Below are 21,671 nucleotides of genomic sequence, written 5' to 3' on the forward strand. Positions count from 1 at the left end.
AAACCGGCCTAAGCCCGCAAAACCCTGCTCCACACCTGGCCTTTAGAGGTGTACCTGCGCCCGGCTGCAAGCCTACGGCGAACGTAAAACCGCTCGTATCTTGACCGTAACACCCATTCCGGTCAATACGGCAAATCGGTCACCCTCCAGCCGCGTTCCTGTGATTTTACTGGCCTGCGGCAAATTCAAACAAACGTTTGTATTGGACCCGCCAAGTGGTGTAGATATAATGCGCGGCCAAGACAAAACGGTGTAGTCCGTCATTTGCCCAGCTACAGTTCCGCCGTTGCGTAGAACCGCTGCGAATGCCCCGCACCCATAAGACAAAGCAACAGCACGAGCCTTGATGAGTAGGAGAGAACCAGTGGAACGCGAATACATGGAATTCGACGTGGTCATCGTCGGCGCCGGCCCGGCGGGCCTGTCCGCCGCCTGCCGCCTGAAGCAGAAGGCCGCCGAAGCCGGTAGCGAAATCAGCGTCTGCGTGGTGGAGAAAGGCTCTGAAGTCGGCGCCCACATCCTCTCTGGCGCAGTGTTCGAGCCCCGCGCCCTGAACGAGCTGTTCCCCGACTGGAAAGCACTCGGCGCACCGCTGAACACCGAAGTGAAGCGCGACGACATCTACGTGCTCAAGGATGCCGGTAGCGCGACCAAGGTGCCTGACCTGTTCGTGCCCAAGACCATGCACAACCATGGCAACTACATCATCTCGCTGGGCAACCTGTGCCGCTGGCTGGCCCAGCAGGCCGAGAACCTCGGTGTGGAGATCTACCCGGGCTTCGCCGCCCAGGAAGCGCTGTTCGACGACAACGGCGTGGTCCGCGGCATCGTCACCGGCGACCTCGGTGTCGACCGTGAAGGCAACCCCAAGGATGGCCTGTACACCCCGGGCATGGAACTGCGCGCCAAGTACACCCTGTTCGCCGAAGGCTGCCGTGGCCACATCGGCAAGCAGCTGATCAAGCGCTTCAACCTCGACAGCGAGTCCGACGTCCAGCACTACGGCATCGGCCTGAAGGAAATCTGGGAAATCGACCCGGCCAAGCACGAACAGGGCCTGGTGGTACACACCGCCGGCTGGCCGCTGGACGTGGTGGCCAAGGAAAACACCGGTGGCTCGTTCCTTTATCATCTGGAAAACAACCAGGTGGTGGTCGGCCTGATCGTCGACCTGTCCTACGCCAACCCCTACCTGTCGCCGTTCGACGAATTCCAGCGGCTCAAGCACCACCCGGTGATCAGCCAGTACCTCGAAGGCGGCAAGCGCATCAGCTACGGCGCCCGCGCCTTGGCCAAGGGCGGCATCAACTCGCTGCCGAAAATGGTCTTCAATGGTGGCGCGCTGATCGGTTGCGACCTGGGCACCATGAACGTGGCCAAGATCAAGGGCAGCCATACCGCGATGAAGTCCGGCATGCTCGCCGCCGAAGCAGTGGCCGACGCATTGATCGCCGGCAGCGAAGGCGGCGATCAATTGAACAGCTATGTCAGCGCCTTCAAGGCCAGCTGGCTGTACGAAGAACTGTTCGCCAGCCGCAACTTCGGCCCGGCCATGCACAAGTTCGGCCCGTTGCTGGGCGCGGCGTTCAACTATGTCGACCAGAACTGGTTCGGTGGCAAGCTGCCGTTCACCCTGCACGACACCAAGCCGGACTATGCCTGCCTCAAGCTGGCCGCCGACTCGAAAAAGATCGACTACCCGAAACCGGACGGCAAGCTCAGCTTCGACAAGCTCAGCTCGGTATTCCTCTCCAGCACCAACCACGAAGAGGAACAACCCTGCCACCTGAAGCTGACCGATCCGAGCGTACCGATCGCCAGCAACCTGCCGCTGTACGACGAGCCTGCCCAGCGCTACTGCCCGGCAGGCGTGTACGAAGTGATCACCCAGGAAGACGGCAACAAGCGTTTCCAGATCAACGCGCAGAACTGCGTGCACTGCAAGACCTGCGACATCAAGGACCCGGCCCAGAACATCACCTGGGTCACCCCTGAAGGCGCTGGCGGGCCGAACTACCCGAACATGTAAGTAAGGCCCCTGCCCTTGCGGCAACAAAAAGCCCCCGGTCCTTATGGGCCGGGGGCTTTTTGTTGGCTATCCGCGCCTACAGACAGTGTCATTTGGAAACCCAAGCAAGGCCGGGCAACCGCCTCACGCAGTCCTGACTTCCTCAAAGAGCTCCGGGTGACGGTCGAGCAACTTGAACAATTTGATCAGCGCCACCGGCGGTTTGGTTTTGCCATTCTCATAACGCGAAAAAGCATTGACTCCTCCACCGAATATTTCCCCAGCCTCCCGCTGATCCAGATCAAATTTCTTGCGTACGGAAACGATGAAATCGGGATCAACGTCTAGAGCATTGACTTGGCGATTGAAGGCAGACATCAGATCGCTGACTCGCATAGCCTCGTCATGACTTAGCACTGCCTCACCACAGACAGAACAGTAATCGCCCGTCACATCAGGTATCAGGGTCGATTCCCCCTTATACCGGTAGGGCATGTCCTGAGTGTCTAGCGCGAGCTCGGCACCTCCGCAAATTGGGCATCTCATGTTCACAACTCCTTGAAAGACACGATGAGCGCGTCATCTACCACTGACAGTTTCAGGTACAGATATCCCTTTACCGTAAGCGGCCGATAGACATCTTGCCAAACGCGGTGGTCGGCATAACTGGTCATGCTTTTGTAGAAATCTCTGCGCTCCAGACCGGTGATGACCTCCAGCATGTCCGCATATTCCATTCCCAAGGCCTGAGCGCCTCGTAAGGAAGCGGTTGTAGGGCTGATGCGGCCAGCGCCCACCAGTGCTCTTACCCGCTCCAGCGGGCAATGAGGCATTCTCTTTTCCATGAGAAATTAACCTTCCAGGTTAAATTTGGCTAATAGGTTATTCCAATAGCCCCCACCTGGAAGTCTGCCCCAATGCCCCGCAGCCGTTACCGGCTCATTTGTCGCCGCACATGACCGGCATCGGCTCCGCCGCAAACACCAATGGCTCACGGCGCCCGAAATACAAGGCTGTCAGCAGCCCCACCGCGCCCATGATCAGACAAAACCCGACACACACCCACGGGCTCCACGGCATCAGCGCAATCAGTGCCAGCGGCGTGGTACTGGCCCACAATGCGTAGGCCACGTTGTAGGTGAAGGAAATGCCCGATACGCGGATCTGCGCCGGGAACAGCCCCACCATCACCGAGGGCACCACCCCCACCACGCCGCAGCTCAACCCCGCCAGCGCATAGGCCAGCCAGGTCATGCCCCACTGCCCCACCAGGCTGGCGTACAACGCGCCGATACCCAGCGGCAGCAACAGGCTATACAGCATCAGCGCGCGCCAGGCACCCACACGGTCGACCAGCAGCCCGGCCAGCACGCAGCCAATGTTGAGGAAGACGATGCCCACGCTGCTCAGGGCGAAGGTGTGCCCGGCACTCATGCCGAAACGCTGCTGCATCACCGTCGGGGTGATCACCACCAGCACCACCACCGCCGAGGTCAGCACACAGGTCAGCAACGCGGCAGGGATCAACGCCCGGCGGTGCTCGCCCAGCACTTGCCGCAGCGGAAACGTCACAGGTTGCTCCTGGCGAGCGCGCAGGGCGAGGAACACCGGTGTTTCACTGAGCCAGCGGCGCAGCCACACACCAATCACACCGAACACCCCACCCAACAGGAACGGGTAGCGCCAGGCGTAATCGAGGATTTCCTGCGGAGTGAACAGTTGCGCCAGCAAGGTTGCGGTCAGCGCCCCCAGCAGGTAGCCGAAGGTCAGCCCGGCCTGCAGAAAGCCCAGGGCATAGCCGCGCCGCCCGTTTGGCGCGTGCTCGGCAACGAACGTCCAGGCGCTTGGCACTTCACCGCCTACGGCAGCACCCTGGAGGATGCGCAAGGCCAACAGGATCAGCGGGGCGGCATAGCCGATGTCGGCATAGGTCGGCATCACCCCGATCAGCAGGCACGGCAGGGCCATCATCAGGATGCTCAGGCTGAATACCCGCTTGCGCCCCAGATGGTCGGCGAAGTGCGCCATCAGGATGCCGCCCAGCGGCCGCGCCAGATAGCCGGTGACGAAGATCCCGAAGCTTTGCAGCAGGCGCAGCCATTCGGGCATCTCGGGCGGGAAGAACAGCTGGCTGAGGGTCAGCGCGAAGAACACGAAAATGATGAAGTCGTAGATTTCCAGCGCGCCGCCCAGCGCCGCCAGGCCCAGGGTCCGATGGTCGCCGCGGCTGAACCGGGGCGGGCGAGCGGTATCGATGGCAGTCATGGCAGGGTCCGCAGATCGGCAAAGGGCAAGAGCATAACAAATAGCTGCCCGATTGCCCCGCCGGCAGCACCGCTAGCGGCTGAACACCGTATGCGCGAAGTTGGCTCGCGGCCGTGGCCGCGCTGTACTGGCTGGCAGCGTGCCCGGTAGCGGTAGCTTGCCGACCACCATCGGGGCGTCGATGATTGCCATGAATGTCTCCAGCGCCTCGTTATCGGGCGCCTGAGGCAGGCTCAGGCTGACCGCCTGGCGCTCGGTCTGCGGCACTGCTGGCACTTTCAACTGGCTGGAATGGTAAAGCAGGGCATGCTGGATTTGTGTGCTGACGCGGCAGAAGCGTTCCAGATCTACGCCACAATGGCTGGCCAACTCGATATTGCCCAGCAACAGGTGAAAGGGCTGCAAGGCGCACTGCACCAGGCGCTGCAGTTCCTCGAAGCTATCCACGGGGGCTATCCGGTAATAGCCCAAACCATTGAGCAACCGCTCCAGTTGCAGGCGCTGGCACGGGTGTGCGTCGGCGATGAGGATGCGCAGGGTCTTGTTTGCCATGGTCGGACCTGGGCCATTAGGTAATGGGCACGCTCCATGACCATACTGCGCCGGTAACGGCTATTGCCAGGGCCATGCCTGGCAGCGGTCTTCTTTGATAGAAGTCGGGAAAGCCGCATAAATCAAGTGATTGACTGACGGAATTTGCATTTGCCTTTAACCTGGCAATCAGGATTCCCATTGCCGCATGCGCACCCGGCAGTGCTTCATGGCATTGACGATGTGCTTTTCCACCAGGCTGCGGGAAATGCCCAGGTGCTCGGCGATCTGCTGGTGCGACAGGCCGTCGAGCTTGCGCAGCAAGAAGCACTCGCGGCAGACCTTGCTCAGCTCATCCAGGGCACGCTGCATCAGCGCCAGGCGCTGGTCCTGCTGCATGTCGTGGGCCGGCGCCGGAGTATGCCAGCGCTCGTCGCTATCCAGCACCTCCAGCGGCTCGGCCTGGCGCACCAGGTGGCGGCGGTGGCGGTCGACCACCAGGTTTAGCGCGGTGCGGTAGAGGAAGGCGCGCGGGTGCTCGATGCGCTCGGTGTCGGTGCGCTCCAGTACCCGCAGGTATGCATCGTGGGCAACGTCTTCCGCCGCTTGGCGACTGCCAAGGCGTGCGGAAAGGAAGCTCACCAGTTCACGATAATAATGTTCCACGACGGTACCTGGCGCCACCCTGCCTGGACGGCGGCAGAGGCGCGGGAGTGTGTGATATCAGCTTGCAATCTTACAAATTATAATTATTCTCAGCAACACACAGCCTCCCCCTCCAGTGCGGGTAAATCCCGCCCACTCGTCTTCGTCTAACTGGGACCTCCCTGCGCGCCTCGATTGGCTGCGTATGGCCAACATCCATGGCTGGAAGTCCGCATGAGACGCTTACCCAATACTCGCCGCCGCATCCTCTTCGGTGGCCTGGGCCTGCTTGGCCTGGGCAGCCTGCTGGCCTGGAAGACCCTGCCCTTGGACAATCATCCGGTCAACACCGTGGCCGTGACCCGCGCCGATATAGAAAGCAGCGTCACCGCCCTCGGCACGCTGCAACCACGCCGCTATGTGGACGTCGGCGCCCAGGCCTCCGGGCAGATCCGTCGCCTGCATGTAGAAGCGGGCGACCAGGTCCGCCAAGGCCAGTTGCTGGTGGAAATCGACCCTTCCACCCAGCAGGCCAGGCTTGATGCCGGCCGATACTCGATCGAAAACCTCAAGGCCCAGTTGGCCGAGCAGCGTGCCCAGTACCGCCTGGCCCAGCAACAACTCAAGCGCCAGCGCGACCTGGCCGCTGCCGGTGCCACCCGCGAGGAAGACCTGCAAATCGCCGATGCCCAGCTCAAGGTGACCCAGGCCCGCATCGACATGTACCAGGCGCAGATCCTCCAGGCCCAGGCCAGCCTGCGCAGCGACCAGGCAGAGCTGGGCTACACCCGCATCTATGCGCCCATGGACGGCACTGTGGTGGCGGTGGATGCCCGCGAAGGCCAAACGCTCAACGCCCAGCAGCAAACACCGCTGATCTTGCGCATCGCCAAACTCTCGCCGATGACCGTCTGGGCACAGGTGTCCGAAGCCGACATCGGCAAGGTCAGACCCGGCATGACCGCCTACTTCACCACCCTGGCCGGCGGCAAGCGCCGCTGGACCAGCACCGTGCGCCAAATCCTGCCGATCCCGCCCAGGCCGCTGGATCAGACCAGTCAGGGCGGTGGCAGCCCCGCCAGCGTCACCGCCGGCACAACTGGCGCCCAAGTGGTGCAATACACCGTGCTGCTCGATGTGGAAAACCCGGATGGGGCCCTGATGGCCGAAATGACCACCCAGGTATTCTTCGTCGCCGGCCAGGCCAGCCAAGTGCTCACGGCGCCGCTGGCAGCCCTGGATGATGCCGAAGACGAAGGCCTGCGCCTGGCCCAGGTGTTCACCCGTGACGGCAAGATCGAACAGCGCAAGGTGCGCACCGGCCTGAGCGACCGCCTGCGTGTGCAGATACTCGATGGCCTCGCCGAAGGCGAGCAACTGGTCATCGGCGCCCCAGCCGCCAGCGGAGGTTGAATGACAGCGCCCCTGATTGAACTCACTGACATCCGCAAGCACTACGGCGGCATCGATTCGCCGAAGGTGGAAGTGCTGCGCGGCATCAGCCTGAGCATCCACCCTGGCGAGTTCGTCGCCATCGTCGGCGCCTCCGGCTCGGGCAAGTCGACCCTGATGAACATCCTTGGCTGCCTCGATCGCCCCACCAGCGGTAGTTTTCGCTTCGCTGGCAAGGACGTTGCCGAACTGGACAGCGACGAACTGGCTTGGCTGCGGCGCGAAGCCTTTGGTTTCGTATTCCAGGGCTACCACCTGATCCCCTCCGGCTCGGCCCAGGAAAACGTCGAAATGCCAGCTATCTATGCCGGCACCCCGGCCGCCGAGCGCCATGCCCGCGCCGCAGCCCTGCTCGAACGCCTCGGCCTGGCCAGCCGCACGGGCAACCGGCCGCACCAGTTGTCTGGCGGCCAGCAACAGCGGGTGTCGATCGCCCGAGCCCTGATGAACGGCGGCCACATCATCCTCGCCGACGAACCCACCGGCGCCCTGGACAGCCACAGCGGCGCCGAAGTCATGGCCCTGCTCGACGAGCTGGCCAGCCAGGGCCATGTGATCATCCTCATCACCCACGACCGTGAAGTAGCGGCCCGGGCGCGACGGGTGATCGAGATCCGCGACGGCCTGATGATCAGCGACTCGGCGGCCGACCAGCCCCCCGACGAAACGCATCCAAGCCTGCAGGCCGACGACCTGCGCCAGCGACTGGACCGCGGCGCCACCTTGCGCGGGGCCTGGAAGGGCGAATTGCTCGAAGCCCTGCAAGCGGCCTGGCGGGTCATGTGGATCAACCGCTTCCGCACCGCCCTGACCCTGCTCGGCATCGTCATCGGCGTGGCCTCGGTGGTAGTGATGCTGGCTGTCGGCGAAGGCAGCAAGCGCCAGGTCATGGCGCAGATGGCGGCGTTCGGCTCGAACATCCTCTACCTCAGTGGCCGCCACGCCACGCTGCGCGAACCGGCCGGCATCGTCACGCTGGACGATGTCGCCGCCATCGCCCAGTTACCCCAGGTCCAGCGCATCATGCCGGTGATCGGCGACCAGTTGACCGTGCGCCACGGCAACAACAACCAGCAGTTCTACGTCGGCGGCAATAACACCCAGTTCTCCGAGATCCTCAACTGGCCAGTCGTCGAAGGCAACTTCTTCACCGAAGCTGACGAACAGGCTGCCGCCGCCGTCGCGGTGATCGGCCAGAAGGTCCGGGACAAGCTCATGGAGCCTGGCAGCGATCCGCTGGGCCAGTACCTGCTGATCGGCAACGTGCCCTTCCAAGTGGTCGGCCTGCTCGCCGGCAAAGGTGCCAGCTCCGGCGACCAGGACAGCGACGAGCGCATCGTGGTGCCCTACTCCGCCGCGTCCGTGCGCCTGTTCGGCAAGCAAGACCCGGAATACGTGATCATCGCAGCTGCCGATTCGAGCCGGGTTAGTGAGACCGAGCGGGCAATCGCCCACCTGATGCGCCAGCGCCACCAAGGCAAGCAGGACTTCGAACTGACCAACGACGCCGCACTGATCCAGGCCGAAGCGCGCACCCAGAACAGCCTGTCGCTGATGCTCGGTGCCATCGCCGCGATTTCCCTGCTGGTCGGCGGTATCGGCGTGATGAACATCATGCTCATGACCGTGCGCGAACGTACCCGCGAGATTGGCATCCGCATGGCCACCGGCGCCCGTCAGCGCGATATCCTGCGTCAGTTCCTCAGCGAGGCGGTGATGCTGTCAATGGTCGGCGGGGTGACGGGTATCGTGCTGGCACTGTGCATCGGTGGCGGCCTGATGCTCGCCGGCATCGCCGTGGCATTCGCCCTACCCGCCATTCTCGGCGCCTTCACCTGCGCCGTCATCACCGGCGTGGTGTTCGGTTTCATGCCGGCCCGCAAGGCTGCTCGCCTCGATCCGGTCAAAGCCCTTACCAGCGTATAGCCCATGACATTGCCAAGCCGCATCAGCCTGTTGACCCTCAGCCTGGCCCTGGCCGCCTGCAGCACACCGCCCGCCCCCGAGGCCGGTATTGCCGCGCCGCCAACCTGGCAATCCCGTGCCGACGCTCCCAGCCAGACCCTGCCGGATGCCCATTGGTGGCAAGCCTTCGCCAGCCGCGAGCTGGACCGCCTGATCGAACGCGCCCGGCACAACAGCCACGACCTGGCCGCCGCCGCGGCACGGGTGCGCCAGGCCCAAACCCAAGCCGTGATCGCCGGCGCTCCGCTGCTGCCGGAACTGACGTTCGGCCTGGACGGCAGCCGTCAGCGCCTGTTGCGCGGCGACGGCAACGACCAACTCGACGCCAGCAGCAGCGAGCGCACCAGTACCTCACTCGGCACACGCTTGAGCGCCAGCTACGAGGTCGATTTCTGGGGCGGCATCCGCGCCGCCCGCGACAGCGCCCTGCATGGCCTGGACGCCAGCCGCTTCGATCGCCAGACGGTGGAGCTGACCCTGACCAGCGCCATCGCCGATAGCTACCTACAGGGCCTGGCTCTGGAGGAACAGCTGCGTATCGCTCGCCTCAACCTCAAAAACGCCCGGGACGTGCTGGGCCTGGTCGAGGCACGCCAGCGTTCTGGCTCGGCCACACGACTGGAGCTGGCGCAGCAACGCAGCCTGGTGGCGGCACAAGAGCGCCAGGTGCCCCTGCTGGAGCAGCAATGGCAGGACAACCGGGTCACCCTCGCCACCTTGCTCGGTGATCCGGTGCAGGCATTGCCGGACACCAACGAATCGATCGGCGCCCTGCGCTGGCCGGCGATCGGCAGCGGCGTCCCCAGCGACCTGCTCGGCCGGCGCCCCGACATTGCCGCCGCCGAGGCCCGACTGGCCGCCGCCAGCGCCAACGTACAAGTGGCGAGGGCCGCCATGTTGCCCAAGCTGACCCTGGGAGCGGACCTGGGCAGCGGTGCACGGACCTTCGGCGATATTCTCGACAGCCCCTTCTATACCCTGACTGCCGGCATTGTCGCACCCATCTTCAACAACGGCCGCCTGCGCGCCGAACGCGAACTGGCCAGTGCCGAACAGGAAGAGCTGCTGCACGACTATCGCACCGCAATCCTGGCAGGCTTCGCCGACGTGGAAAAAGCGCTCAATGCGATCCATGGCGTAGACCGCCAGCAGCAGTGGCAGGACCAGGAGGTACAGGAAGCCCGCACCGCCTTCGACCTTGCACAGCAGCGCTACAGCGCCGGCGCCGAGACGTTGCTGACCGTGCTGGAAACCCAGCGCACGCTGTATGTCGCCCAGGACCAACAGGCGCAACTGCACCTGGCTCGGCTGCAGGGCAGCGTAGCGTTGTACAAGGCATTGGGAGGTGGCTGGCAGGTCGAGCGCTGATGCCTGTCAGATAGCGTCAAGGGGCTGGGTGATCTCCCACAGGTAATTACGCCATTCCTGTGGGAGCTGGCTTGCCGGCGATGGGCCGCAAAGCGGCCCAAGATTACCTAACACTGGCATTAGGCTGAACCCGCACGGTGTCAGCGCCGCGCCAGTTTCAGGTTGCGGGCATACCAGGGCCGCTGCGGCACCTTCGGCCGCAAGCTGGCAAACAGGTCGTCATCAGCGAAGATGATACGCAGCGCCAGCTTCATGGTCTCTGGGTCCATCTCCACACTGCGGCCCGGCCGCAGCCCCGGCACAGTCGAACAGCCATGGGTATCCGGCCCCAGCCATGGGTCGGCTACCTCTACCCAACGCCCCGGCGCGAACCACGGTACACCGTTGACCTCGGTGCGCCGCACCTGGCCGGGATGCGCACGCTCATGGGCGCGGAACCAATCTTCGATACGGTCATCGATCCAACCATGGAAGTGCCAGAACACCGGGTTTACATGGGACGAGAACGGGTCGCCGAGAAAGTCGTTTTCCGCTTCGAACCAGCGTGCGGCAAAGTCCTCCGGCTGGCGCGCGAACGGCACCGGCAAGCCGCTGGACGGGTCGCGCGGCACCGAGGCCCAGCGCATGTGCAACCAATCGTGAAGGCCCAACTCCATCTGCGAACCGAACTGCCCTAGGGTGAGGGTGCTCAGGTAATGCGGGTCGGTGTACCTCGACTCCCAGACCTGGAAGTTACCGTGGAAGGTATCCGGCGTCTTGATATCGCGCACCCACTGGGTATAGGCGGCATCGTCCGAAGCCAGCCAGGTGGGTGGCAAGGCCGTACCGTCATGGTTGTCGAAATAGCTGGCGAAGCCGACGCGGTCGCGTTCGAGCTCTGGCTGCGGGAGTGGGAAACGCGCCCATGACGGCAGGTCCTGGATGGCCCGAGCGGCACGCAGCATGTGTCGGTGCATGAAGAAAAAGTCCTCGCCCGAGCCATTGCGATCCTTGTGCCGGCCACGGGCGTCACGCTCCTGGTCGCGCGGCCCAGGCTGCCAACCCAAGCCGCGTAGGGCCGCCTGCTTGTCCTTGTCGAGGTTGTGCCACTTGTCACGCGAGGCATGCCACAACTGGTGGAACAGACGGTGCTCCGGCGCAATCAGCCAAGCCAGCAAGGCCGAGGACAAAGGCGTGCGCTCGCGTGCCTCGGGGAAACTGCGCTTGAGCGCAAGAAATTTGTTGTCCTGCACGGGTAGGGTCAACGAACGCCCCAGCGCCGCGATGCGCCCATTCAGGGTGGCCTGCCCGGCATTACCGAACCCACCCCAGACTTCGTCGAGCACCACCGTGCACTGGTAGCCCGCCTGGTCTTCCCCCGGCCAGGTAGGAAACAGCCGCCAACGCAAGGCCCTGTTCGTATCCACCAGCAGGTCACCAAGCACTCGGTAACGTGGCTCCTCGGAGCCACGCAGGCGCTCAGGCGTGTCCAGGTAACCACGCAGGCCGCGGCCACTTGGGGCAACATCGAGAAACATTTCCAACTCACCCTCAGGCAGGCCGGGCAGCCCGGCATCTTCCCCTTGCAGGGTAAAACGCCAGATACCGCGCAAGGTGTCGCCCAATTGCTGCAGCGCCGCGTCGGCCAGTTCCACCACCGCCTCGCCGGGGGTTTCCGGAAACTGCTCGTCAAACCGCTGGCGTTGCACGTGCTGCGCATACATCGCGCCGGGCACCGCCACGCCTGCCAATGCCACACCGGCGATGAACCCGCGTCGAGAAATCGTCATTGCAACTACCTGAGCATTCATTGCGGCCGTGGAGCACGGCCCGTCCAAGGCTAAAACGTTGCGCCACCGGCGAAATTTAGCGCCAGGCGTGACTCCGCCTGGTTCGAAGCTGGCGATAAATTTGCCCGGCCGTCGCTCGTTCACCTGATACCCAAGCCCTGCCCAAGCAGCACGCTTCATGTCGGCAGGCCGCCCCGATCAATCGTGCAACGAGATGGCAATGACCAAGACCCGTTCCCGCAAGGCCCTGTACATCGGCCTACCCCTGGCCCTGGTGGCCGCCCTGGGGGGTGCCGCCGGCTATTTCTTCTGGCAACAGCAGCACGCCGGCTACCCGCTGAAAATCGTGCAACAGGCCAACGACCTGCACGAGCACATGCTGTCGTTCGACAGCCATGTCACCGTGCCCCTCGAACTGGGCAGCGCCGGCCACGAAATCGACAAGGACGGCCCGGGCCAGTTCGACCTGGTCAAGGCCAACCGTGGTCGCCTGTCCGGTGCGGCGCTGACCATCTTCGGCTGGCCGGAAATCTGGAACGGCCCAAACGCCCCGCACCGCCCTACCCCCGGCTTCGTCGATGCCGCCCGGCAGGAACAGGAAGCTCGCTACAAGATCATCAGCGGGATGGTCCGGGACTTTCCCAACCAGGTCGGCATCGCCTACACCCCCGATGACTTCCGCCGGCTCAATGGCGAAGGCAAGTTCGCCATCTTCATCAGCATGCTCAACGCCTACCCACTGGGCCACGACCTGTCGCAGCTGGACTTGTGGGCTGCGCGCGGCATGCGCATGTTCGGCTTCAGCTACACAGGCAACAACGACTGGGCCGATTCCTCGCGCCCACTGCCGTTCTTCAACGACACCGCCGATGCCCTCGGTGGCCTGTCGCCGCTGGGTGAGCAGGCGGTCAAGCGCCTCAACGATCTGGGCGTGATCATCGACGTATCGCAGATGTCCACCCTGGCGCTTGAAGATGTCGCCCGCCTTACCCGCGCACCAATGGTCGCCTCGCACTCCGCGCCCCGGGCGCTGGTAGACATCCCTCGCAACCTCTCCGACAAGGAGATGCAGTTGATCAAGGACAGCGGCGGTGTCATCCAGGTGGTCGGCTTCGGCCAGTACCTCAAGCCCCTGAGCAAGCCGGTGATGGAAAAACTCGACGCTCTGCGCGCGCGCTTCGACCTGCAACCCCTGCAGGGCCTGGCCAACGCCCTGATGCCGGGCGATGCGGTGATCGCCATCTGGCCCGAAGCGCGTTTCGGCGAATACGCAAGCGCGCTGTACAGCACTCTGGAAGAAGAACCCAAGGCTACTCTCGCGCAGTACGTCGACGCCATCGACTATACGGTGAAGAAAGTCGGCATCGACCATGTCGGCATCAGCTCGGATTTCAACGACGGCGGCGGCCTGGACGGTTGGAACAACGTCGGCGAAATCCGCAACGTCACCGCCGAGCTGCTGACCCGAGGCTACAGCGAAACGGACATCGCGAAACTCTGGGCAGGCAACTTCCTGCGCGTCTGGGAGCAAGTGCAGAAAGCCGCCCACCCCGTCGCCAACCGTTGAGTCGAGCCTGTCTTCCATGAGCAACCGTCGCACCTTTCTCAAGCAGGCTGGCCTGCTGGCCGCCAGCCTGCCGCTGCTGCCCCAGGCCCTGGCCGATAGCCCCGACAAGCCGCTGAGCGGCGCCGACAAATGGCGCAACCTGCGTGAGCTGTTCCCCCTCGCCCCCAACGTGGCGCACTTCGCCAACTTCCTGGTCACCGCCCACCCACGCCCGGTGCAGGCCGCCATCGACCGCCACCGCGCCGACCTCGACCGCAACCCCGCCGCGCTGATGGACTGGGAAAGCCAGTACGAATGGCAGCGCGAGGATGAAGTACGCGAGTGGGCCGCACGCTACCTGGAGGTCGGCCCGCGCCAGATCGCCCTGACCGGCAGCACCACCGAAGGCCTGGCGATGATCTATGGCGGCCTCAAAGTCGGCGCCGGGCAGGAGATCCTGATTACCGAGCACGAACACTATTCCGCGCAGAAGGCGCTGGAGTTCCGCAACCAGCGCCAGGGCACCGCGGTGCGCCAGATCCGCCTGTTCGACGACCCATGGACGGTCTCCACCGACCAGGTGCTGAGCACCCTCGACAAGGCCATCAAGCCCAACACCCGGGTGCTGGGCATGACCTGGGTGCACTCTGGCAGCGGCGTCAAGCTGCCGGTGGGCGAGATCGGTGAACTGGTGCGCCGACACAACCGCGAGCGCAGCGAAGCCGAGCGCATCCTGTATGTGGTCGACGGCGTGCATGGCTTCGGCGTGGAGAACGCCCGCTTCGCCGACTTCAACTGCGACTACTTCATCGCCGGTACCCACAAGTGGATGTTCGGCCCGCGCGGCACCGGGATCATCTGCGCCGCCTCCACCGGCATGCAGCACCTGGTGCCCAGCGTCGCCACCTTCTCCCGCGATGAGGACTTCGCCACCATCATGACCCCGGGCGGCTACCACGCCTTCGAGCACCGCTGGGCCGCCGGCGAAGCGTTCAAGCTGCACCTGCAGTTGGGCAAGGCCGAGGTGCAGCAGCGCATCCACCAGCTCAACAGCCTGCTCAAACAGCGCCTGCTCGAGCACCGCCAGATCCAGCTGGTGACCCCACGCAGCGAACAGTTCTCCGCCGGTTTCACCTTCTTCCGCATCAAGGATCGTGACGCCGACGCCGTCGCCGCGCACCTCACCACCAACAAGGTGATGTGCGACGCCGTATATCGCGACGTCGGCCCGGTGATCCGCCTGGCGCCAAGCCTGCTCAACGACGAGCAGCAGATAGACCGGGCCATGTCCCTCATTACCCAGCAACTTTGAACAAGGCATCTTCCATGAGCGCACCTCTGCACCGCCTCACCCTGGCCGCCGTGCTGGCCGCCTGCAGCCTGCCGGCCCTGGCCGCGCAGCCGTCGGACAAGCCCGGCACGGTGTTCCGCGACTGCGACAAGACCTGCCCGGAAATGGTCGTGCTGCCCGCCGGCACCTTCACCATGGGCACCCCGCCCGACGAGATGGGCCGCCAGGACGACGAAGGTCCGCAGCATCCGGTGACCTTCGCCAAACCGTTCGCCATCAGCCGTTTCCAGATCACCGCCGGTGAATGGGCCGACTACCAGAAGGCCACCGGCATCGTCATCGCCGACGGCGACGATCGTCCCGGACGGCGCTGCACCAACAGCAAGCCCAGCTACCAGCAAGGCCCTCGCCAGCCGGCGGTGTGCATGAGCTACGAAGACATCGAGCACTATGTGGCCTGGCTGTCGAAGAAGACCGGCAAGCACTACGCCATGGTCAGCGAAGCCCAGCGCGAATACGCCGCACGCGGCGGCAGCACCGGCATGTTCCCGTTCGAGCCGGACGCCAATCTCGAGATCAGCAAGAACGCCAACGTCTACGGCCCCAAGGACGGCTTCAGCTACAGCTCACCGGTGGGCAGTTTCCCGGCCAATGCCTTCGGCGTGTACGACATGCACGGCAACGTCTACGAGTGGGTCGCCGACTGTTACCACGACAGCTATGTCGGCGCGCCGGCCGACGGCAGCGCCAGGAAGGAAGCCGACTGCCGGCAGATCTCGATCCGCGGCAACGACTGGGGCGAGGCGCCGATCTTCTCGCGCTCGGGCAACCGCAACACCACTGTGCGCGACGACCGTGGCGACTGGATCGGATTCCGCGTGGTCCGCGAGCTGTAAAGCGCCCGGCGGCGGTAAATTCTCCGCCAGCAGGCTCGTTCCTATCGGTGTACTTGCGCAGGACACGGGGCGCCCTTCAGCGGCGTCCCACTCGACCATCCAAGGAACCGCAACCATGAGCCAGACCTCTTCCCCCGAAAAAATCCACGACCTCATCGGCGTCGGCCTCGGCCCTTCCAACCTGGCCCTGGCCATCGCCCTGGAAGAGCTCGCCGAGACCAACGGCCACGCCCTCGACGCCCTGTTCATCGACAAGCAGACCGACTACCGCTGGCACGGCAACACCCTGGCCACCCAGAGTGAGCTACAGATCTCCTTCCTCAAGGACCTGGTTTCGCTGCGCAACCCTACCAGCCCCTACAGCTTCGTGAACTACCTGCACCAGAAGCAGCGCCTGGCCGACTTCATCAACCTGGGCACCTTCTACCCCTGCCGCCTGGAGTACAACGACTACCTGCGCTGGGCCGCCGAGCACTTCGCCACCCAGGCGGTGTACGGCGAGGAAGTGCTGCGCATCGAACCTGAGCTACGCGAGGGCAAGGTCGACCACCTGCGCATCGTCTCCCGCGACCCGCAGGGCCGTGAAACCCAGCGCCGTGCCCGCTCGGTGGTGGTCGGCAGCGGCGGCACGCCGAAGATCCCCGACGCCTTCCGCGCCTTCAAGAACGACCCGCGGGTATTCCACCACTCCCAGTACCTGAGCGCACTGCAGCAGCTGCCTTGCAACGAAGGCAAGCCGATGCGCATCGCCGTGGTCGGCTCCGGGCAGAGCGCCGCCGAGGCCTTCATCGATCTCAATGACAGCTATCCATCGGTCAAGGTCGACATGATCCTGCGCGCCTCGGCCCTCAAACCGGCCGACGACAGCCCGTTCGTCAACGAGATCTTCGCCCCCGAGTACACCGACCTGGTGTTCAACCAGCCCCACGCCGAGCGCGAGAAGCTGGTCAGCGAATACCACAACACCAACTACTCGGTAGTCGACGTCGACCTGCTCGAGCGCATCTACGGCATCCTTTACCGCCAGAAGGTCGCCCATCAGCACCGCCACGCCGTACTGTGCCGCCGCACCATCGAAGATGTGGTGGAAACTGCCGCAGGCATCGAGCTGACCTTGCGCGACCTGGCCACCGATGTGCGCCAGACCCACCGCTACGACGCGGTGATCCTCGCCACCGGCTACGAACGCCGCTCGCACCGCGAATTGCTGGCGCCACTGCAGCAGCACCTGAAGGACTTCGAGGTGGACCGCGACTACCGCGCGCTGGCCAACCCTGAGTTCGGCGCCAACGTCTACCTGCAAGGGTTCTGCGAAGCCTCCCACGGCCTGAGCGACACGCTGCTGTCGGTATTGCCGGCACGCGCGGCGGAGATCGGCCAGTCGCTCTACCAGCACCTGGGCAAGCAGGCCAGCAACGCGCCGGCCAGCCTGCGCCAGACCTGCGCCTGAGGACGGGAACCAGCCGATGAGCACTTCCAACCGCGGGGCCCTGCGTGAATTGCTGGCCCTGCTCAGGCCATTCTGGCCGATCGTCACCCTGTCCATCTTCCTCGGCATGATCGGGGGCCTGAGCGTGACCACGCTGTTGGCCACCATCAACGGCGCGCTGCACGCCGAGGGCGACCTGGGGCACAGCCTGATCCTGGGCTTTGCCGGGTTGTGCCTGCTGGCACTGGTGAGCACGATCCTGTCGGATATCGGTACCAACTATGTCGGCCAGCACATCATCGCCCGCCTGCGTAAAACACTGGGGGAGAAGGTGCTCGCCGCGCCGATCGAGCAGATCGAGCGCTTTCGCAGCCACCGTCTGATTCCGGTACTGACCCATGATGTCGACACCATCAGCGACTTCGCCTTCGCCTTCGCGCCCCTGGCGATCTCGCTGACGGTGACCTTGGGCTGCCTGGGCTACCTGGCCATGCTGTCATGGCCGATGTTCCTGCTGATGCTGGCGGCCATCGCCGTGGGCACGAGCGCCCAGTACCTGGCGCAATCGGTAGGCGTGCGTGGCTTCATGGCCGCCCGCGACGCCGAGGACGACCTGCAACGCCAGTACAACGCCGTCGCCGGTGGCGCGAAGGAACTGCGCATCCACCGCCCACGTCGCCACCGCATGTTCGTGCATGGCATCCAGGCCACCGCGGATTTCATCTGCAAGACCCAGATCCGCGCGATCAACACCTTCGTGATCGCCAAGACCTTCGGCTCCATGCTGTTCTTCGTGGTCATCGGCGTCGCGCTGCTGATGCACGGTGCCGGCCCTGGACAGGACAAAGCGGTCATCAGTGGCTTCGTCCTGGTGCTGCTGTACATGAAAGGCCCGCTGGAACACCTGATCGGCACGCTGCCCATCGTCGGCCGTGCCGGCATCGCCTTCCAGCGCATCGCCGATCTTTCCCGGCAGTTCTCCTCCCCCGAGCCGCACCTGCTGCTGACCGACGCACCGGCTGCCAAGGCCACGGTGCGCAGCCTGGAACTGGTCGAGGTGAGCTACACCTTCCCAGCGGTGGGCGATGCCGCGCCCTTCCAACTAGGGCCGGTCAACCTGCGGATCGAACAGGGCGAAATTGTCTTCATCGTCGGCGAGAACGGCTGTGGCAAGACCACGCTGATCAAGCTGTTGCTGGGACTCTACGCACCACAACAGGGGCATATCGCACTGGATGACAAGATCATCGATGCCAGCGACAGGGACCAGTATCGCCAGCTGTTCACCACGATCTTCGCCGACTACTACCTGTTCGACGATGTGATCCAGGGTGAACAGAGCATTCCCGAAGATGCCAACCAGTACCTGGAACGCCTGGAAATCTCACACAAGGTGAGCATCCAGGACGGCAAGTTCACCACCACCGACCTGTCCACCGGGCAACGCAAGCGCCTGGCGCTGATCAATGCCTGGCTGGAGCATCGCCCGGTGCTGGTGTTCGACGAGTGGGCGGCCGACCAGGACCCGACCTTCCGCCGGATCTTCTACACCGAGCTGCTGCCCGACCTCAAGCGCCTGGGCAAGACCATCATCGTGATCTCCCACGATGATCGCTACTTCGATATCGCCGACCAGTTGGTACGCATGGAAGCCGGTCGCGTGGTCACCCAGCACGTCCCGGCCTGACCACTCCACGAGCGCGGCGCACGGCCCGGCCTGTCCGGGGCACGGCGCCGCGATCCGCCCGCAAGGAAGCTGGAACAGTCGACGCCATAGCATTACCGCTCGGGGTTTTCATCAGATAAATCGCAAAGGACAGATTGTTGATTCTGTTTTTCCGGTTTTCAATCCGTGATGCGTCTAATTATCAGTTACTGATTATTCCAAAAGAAAAACTGCCCACTTCCTTCAGGAGCCCCTTTCACCCATGCACCGCCCGAATCTGTCCCCGACCCCTCTGGCACGCGCCGTACGTCCATCGCAGTCGAACCGTACGGTACTGCCGGGCGCCCTGCTCGCCCTGATGCTGCTGGGGAGCAGCGCAGCGCACGCCGAGCAGGTCTCCGTCAACATCGCCGCCCAGCCGCTGTCCACCGCCTTGCAGCAACTGGGCCAGCAGACTCAGATGCAGATCCTCTACAGCCCAGAGTTGGTGCAAGGTTTGAAGTCCAGCCCGGTATCCGGCTCGCTGTCGACCGACGAGGTGCTGCAGCGCATGCTCCAGGGCAGCGGCCTGTCCTACCGCGTGGACGGCCACACCATCCTGCTGATGCCGCCACCCAATGCCGGCAAGGCCGCACTGGAGCTGAGCCCGACCTCGATTTCGGGCATGGCGCCGGGCTCGATCACCGAAGGCTCCGGCCTGTACACCACCTACATGTCCAGTAGTTCGACGCGCCTGAACCTGACCCAGAAGGAAACCCCGCAATCGGTCACCGTGGTCACCCGCCAGCGCCTGGACGACCAGAAGCTGACCAACCTGACCGAGGTGCTGGAGGCCACCCCAGGCATCACCGTGCTCCGCACCGGCATCGGCGCCGAGAACGACACCTACTGGTCGCGCGGCTTCCAGATCAACAACTTCGAGATCGACGGTGTTCCCACCTCCCCTCGCCTGGACAACACCACCCAGAGCACGGCGATGTACGACCGTGTCGAGATCGTGCGTGGCGCCACCGGCCTGATCAGCGGCACCGGCACCCCGTCGGCGACCATCAACATGATCCGCAAGCGCCCGACCGCGACCTTCCAGGGCAGCGTGACCGCCGAAGCTGGCAGCTGGGACCGTTACGGCACCGGATTCGACGTCTCCGGCCCACTGACCGACAGCGGCAACGTCCGCGGGCGTCTGGTGGTCGACTACAAGACCCAGAACTCTTTCGTCGACCGCCTCGAGCAGGATACGCAGCTGATCTACGGCATCTCCGAGTTCGACCTCAGCGAAGCAACCATGCTGACCGTCGGTTTCAGTTACCTCAAGACCCAGGTCAACGACCCGCTGCGCACCGGCTTCCAGGTCCGCTACGCCGACGGCAGCAAGACCGACTTCAGCCGCTCGAAGAACAGTTCGCCGACCTGGTCGTACAACGACCGCAAACAGACCAATGTCTTCACCTCCCTCGAGCATCAGTTCGACAACGGCTGGAGCGGAAAGGTCGAGCTCAGCCACAGCGTCATGGACTTCGACGAGCTGATCAACTACATGAACGGCGAGATCAGTTCGGTGGACGGCTCCGGCGCCTACATGTACCCCAACCGCTGGTCGGGCAAGCCTCGCCAGAACAACCTCGACGCCTACCTGACCGGCCCGTTCACCCTGTTCGGTCAGGAGCATGAGCTGATCACCGGCGTCACCCTGTCCCGCTACACCGAAAACACCCCGGATCACGGTGGCTGGTTCGGTCCCTGGACCGGCTATGACGGCACCATCGACAATATCTGGGACTGGAAAGGCCAGGGCCCGCGCCCAGACACCACCACCGTCGGCAAGACCTACATCCAGGAAAACCAGTACGCCGCCTACATGACCGGTCGCTTCCACGTGACCGACGACCTGGCCGTGATTCTCGGCGGTCGCGTCACCGACTGGCGACGCACCAGCGACTACCAGAACTGGAACGATCCGACGCTCGACAACAAGAGCGACGAAAACCGCCACGGCGTGTTCCTGCCCTATGCCGGCGTGGTCTACGACCTCAACGACACCTGGTCGGTCTACGGCAGCTACACCAAGATCTTCAACCCGCAGCCCTATGGCGTGCACGATGAGAAGTTCAAGGCCCTCGACCCACAGGAAGGCACCGGTTACGAGCTGGGCGTGAAAGGCAGCTTCAACGACGAAAAACTCAACGCCAGCCTGGCGCTGTTCCGCATCGAACAGGACAACCTGCCCGTCTATGTGCGTGCGCCGGACATCTACCGCGCCGAGCAGGGCACCACCACCGAGGGCGTGGAGCTGGAGCTCAACGGCGAGCTGGCCGAGGGCTGGCAGGCGTTCGCCGGCTACGCCTACAGCGTCAGCACCGACTCCGACGACAACCGCATCGTCACCAACAACCCCCGTCACAGCGCCAAGACCTTCACCACCTATCGCCTGCCCGGCATTCTGGACAACAAGCTGACCATCGGCGGTGGCGTGAACTGGCAGAGCAAGACCGGCCAGGACCTGCACACCTTCACCCAGGGCAGCTATGCCGTGACCAACCTCATGGCGCGCTACGACATCACCCAGAACCTGAGCGCATCGCTCAACCTCAACAACGTCTTCGACCGCAAGTACTTCTCCTACGTCGACAGCTGGGGCGTGTACGGCGCGCCCCGCAACTTCATGACCAGCGTGCAGTACAAGTTCTGACCGCAACCACGACCCAGGGCGCCAGGCCCTGGGTCGTGGGCCTGGCGCCACACCCCACGCAGCAACGCCCCCCTATTCGCGGGCAAGCCCGCCCCCACAGCCCCCCGTCACTCTCAAGCCATGTGCTCATCTGCACGAGCGGGCTTGCCCG

Annotated in this window: 16 protein-coding genes; 10 read left to right on the forward strand and 6 right to left on the reverse strand. The window is 64.1% G+C overall.

Annotated features, from left to right (window positions below; genetic code table 11):
• Positions 1-364 precede the first annotated feature (364 nt).
• A complete protein-coding gene (locus C4Q27_RS02510; protein ID WP_256599965.1) occupies positions 365-2,029 on the forward strand; it encodes an electron transfer flavoprotein-ubiquinone oxidoreductase in 1,665 nt (554 codons plus the stop codon).
• A gap of 123 nt (positions 2,030-2,152) precedes the next feature.
• On the opposite strand, the gene C4Q27_RS02515 is transcribed toward C4Q27_RS02510, so the two are convergent.
• The 5 genes from C4Q27_RS02515 to C4Q27_RS02535 form a co-directional block, all read right to left on the reverse strand.
• Complete coding sequence (locus C4Q27_RS02515; protein WP_019437852.1) at positions 2,153-2,554, reverse strand: type II toxin-antitoxin system MqsA family antitoxin; 402 nt, start codon at positions 2,552-2,554, stop codon at positions 2,153-2,155.
• Between the two features lie 2 nt (positions 2,555-2,556).
• Positions 2,557-2,853 (reverse strand): type II toxin-antitoxin system MqsR family toxin, encoded by a 297-nt coding sequence (locus tag C4Q27_RS02520; RefSeq protein ID WP_064493136.1) that lies wholly within the window; start codon positions 2,851-2,853, stop codon positions 2,557-2,559.
• 94 nt (positions 2,854-2,947) lie between these two features.
• On the reverse strand, positions 2,948-4,273 hold the full coding sequence (locus C4Q27_RS02525) for an MFS transporter (RefSeq protein ID WP_104886407.1): 1,326 nt from the start codon (positions 4,271-4,273) through the stop codon (positions 2,948-2,950).
• A 72-nt stretch (positions 4,274-4,345) separates the two neighbouring features.
• Positions 4,346-4,825 (reverse strand): hypothetical protein, encoded by a 480-nt coding sequence (locus tag C4Q27_RS02530; RefSeq protein WP_019437855.1) that lies wholly within the window; start codon positions 4,823-4,825, stop codon positions 4,346-4,348.
• A 168-nt stretch (positions 4,826-4,993) separates the two neighbouring features.
• On the reverse strand, positions 4,994-5,470 hold the full coding sequence (locus tag C4Q27_RS02535) for a sigma-70 family RNA polymerase sigma factor (RefSeq protein WP_064493134.1): 477 nt from the start codon (positions 5,468-5,470) through the stop codon (positions 4,994-4,996).
• 213 nt (positions 5,471-5,683) lie between these two features.
• On the opposite strand from C4Q27_RS02535, the gene C4Q27_RS02540 reads away from it, so the two are divergent.
• The 3 genes from C4Q27_RS02540 to C4Q27_RS02550 are packed head-to-tail and all read left to right on the forward strand — an operon-like array spanning position 5,684 to position 10,234.
• On the forward strand, positions 5,684-6,862 hold the full coding sequence (locus C4Q27_RS02540) for an efflux RND transporter periplasmic adaptor subunit (protein ID WP_064493133.1): 1,179 nt from the start codon (positions 5,684-5,686) through the stop codon (positions 6,860-6,862).
• Positions 6,863-8,827 carry a MacB family efflux pump subunit gene (locus C4Q27_RS02545; RefSeq protein WP_104886408.1) on the forward strand — a complete coding sequence of 655 codons (1,965 nt, stop codon included), beginning with the start codon at positions 6,863-6,865 and terminating at the stop codon, positions 8,825-8,827.
• A gap of 3 nt (positions 8,828-8,830) precedes the next feature.
• The gene (locus tag C4Q27_RS02550) at positions 8,831-10,234 is read left to right on the forward strand and encodes an efflux transporter outer membrane subunit (RefSeq protein ID WP_104886409.1); all 1,404 of its coding nucleotides are present in this window, start codon (positions 8,831-8,833) and stop codon (positions 10,232-10,234) included.
• Between the two features lie 140 nt (positions 10,235-10,374).
• Here the strand turns inward: C4Q27_RS02550 and C4Q27_RS02555 are convergent, their stop codons facing one another.
• Positions 10,375-12,003, reverse strand: coding sequence for a twin-arginine translocation signal domain-containing protein (locus C4Q27_RS02555; RefSeq protein WP_064493130.1), 1,629 nt, complete (start codon positions 12,001-12,003; stop codon positions 10,375-10,377).
• Positions 12,004-12,223: 220 nt separating this feature from the next.
• On the opposite strand from C4Q27_RS02555, the gene pvdM reads away from it, so the two are divergent.
• The 6 genes from pvdM to C4Q27_RS02585 all read left to right on the forward strand — a co-directional run bounded on the left by pvdM (position 12,224) and on the right by C4Q27_RS02585 (position 21,520).
• Positions 12,224-13,570, forward strand: coding sequence for a pyoverdine-tailoring dipeptidase-like protein PvdM (gene pvdM, locus C4Q27_RS02560; protein WP_064493129.1), 1,347 nt, complete (start codon positions 12,224-12,226; stop codon positions 13,568-13,570).
• A 16-nt stretch (positions 13,571-13,586) separates the two neighbouring features.
• Positions 13,587-14,861 (forward strand): aminotransferase class V-fold PLP-dependent enzyme, encoded by a 1,275-nt coding sequence (locus C4Q27_RS02565; RefSeq protein WP_104886410.1) that lies wholly within the window; start codon positions 13,587-13,589, stop codon positions 14,859-14,861.
• 14 nt (positions 14,862-14,875) lie between these two features.
• On the forward strand, positions 14,876-15,736 hold the full coding sequence (locus C4Q27_RS02570; RefSeq protein WP_051101450.1) for a formylglycine-generating enzyme family protein: 861 nt from the start codon (positions 14,876-14,878) through the stop codon (positions 15,734-15,736).
• A 115-nt stretch (positions 15,737-15,851) separates the two neighbouring features.
• The gene (locus C4Q27_RS02575; RefSeq protein WP_064493127.1) at positions 15,852-17,186 is read left to right on the forward strand and encodes a lysine N(6)-hydroxylase/L-ornithine N(5)-oxygenase family protein; all 1,335 of its coding nucleotides are present in this window, start codon (positions 15,852-15,854) and stop codon (positions 17,184-17,186) included.
• Positions 17,187-17,202: 16 nt separating this feature from the next.
• A complete protein-coding gene (locus C4Q27_RS02580) occupies positions 17,203-18,852 on the forward strand; it encodes a cyclic peptide export ABC transporter (RefSeq protein ID WP_064493126.1) in 1,650 nt (549 codons plus the stop codon).
• Between the two features lie 241 nt (positions 18,853-19,093).
• Entirely contained in the window at positions 19,094-21,520 is a 2,427-nt protein-coding gene (locus C4Q27_RS02585; protein WP_064493125.1) for a TonB-dependent siderophore receptor, read from the forward strand.
• Positions 21,521-21,671 lie beyond the last annotated feature (151 nt).

It is taken from the genome of Pseudomonas sp. SWI36 (assembly GCF_002948105.1).
GTDB classification, from domain to species: domain Bacteria; phylum Pseudomonadota; class Gammaproteobacteria; order Pseudomonadales; family Pseudomonadaceae; genus Aquipseudomonas; species Aquipseudomonas alloputida.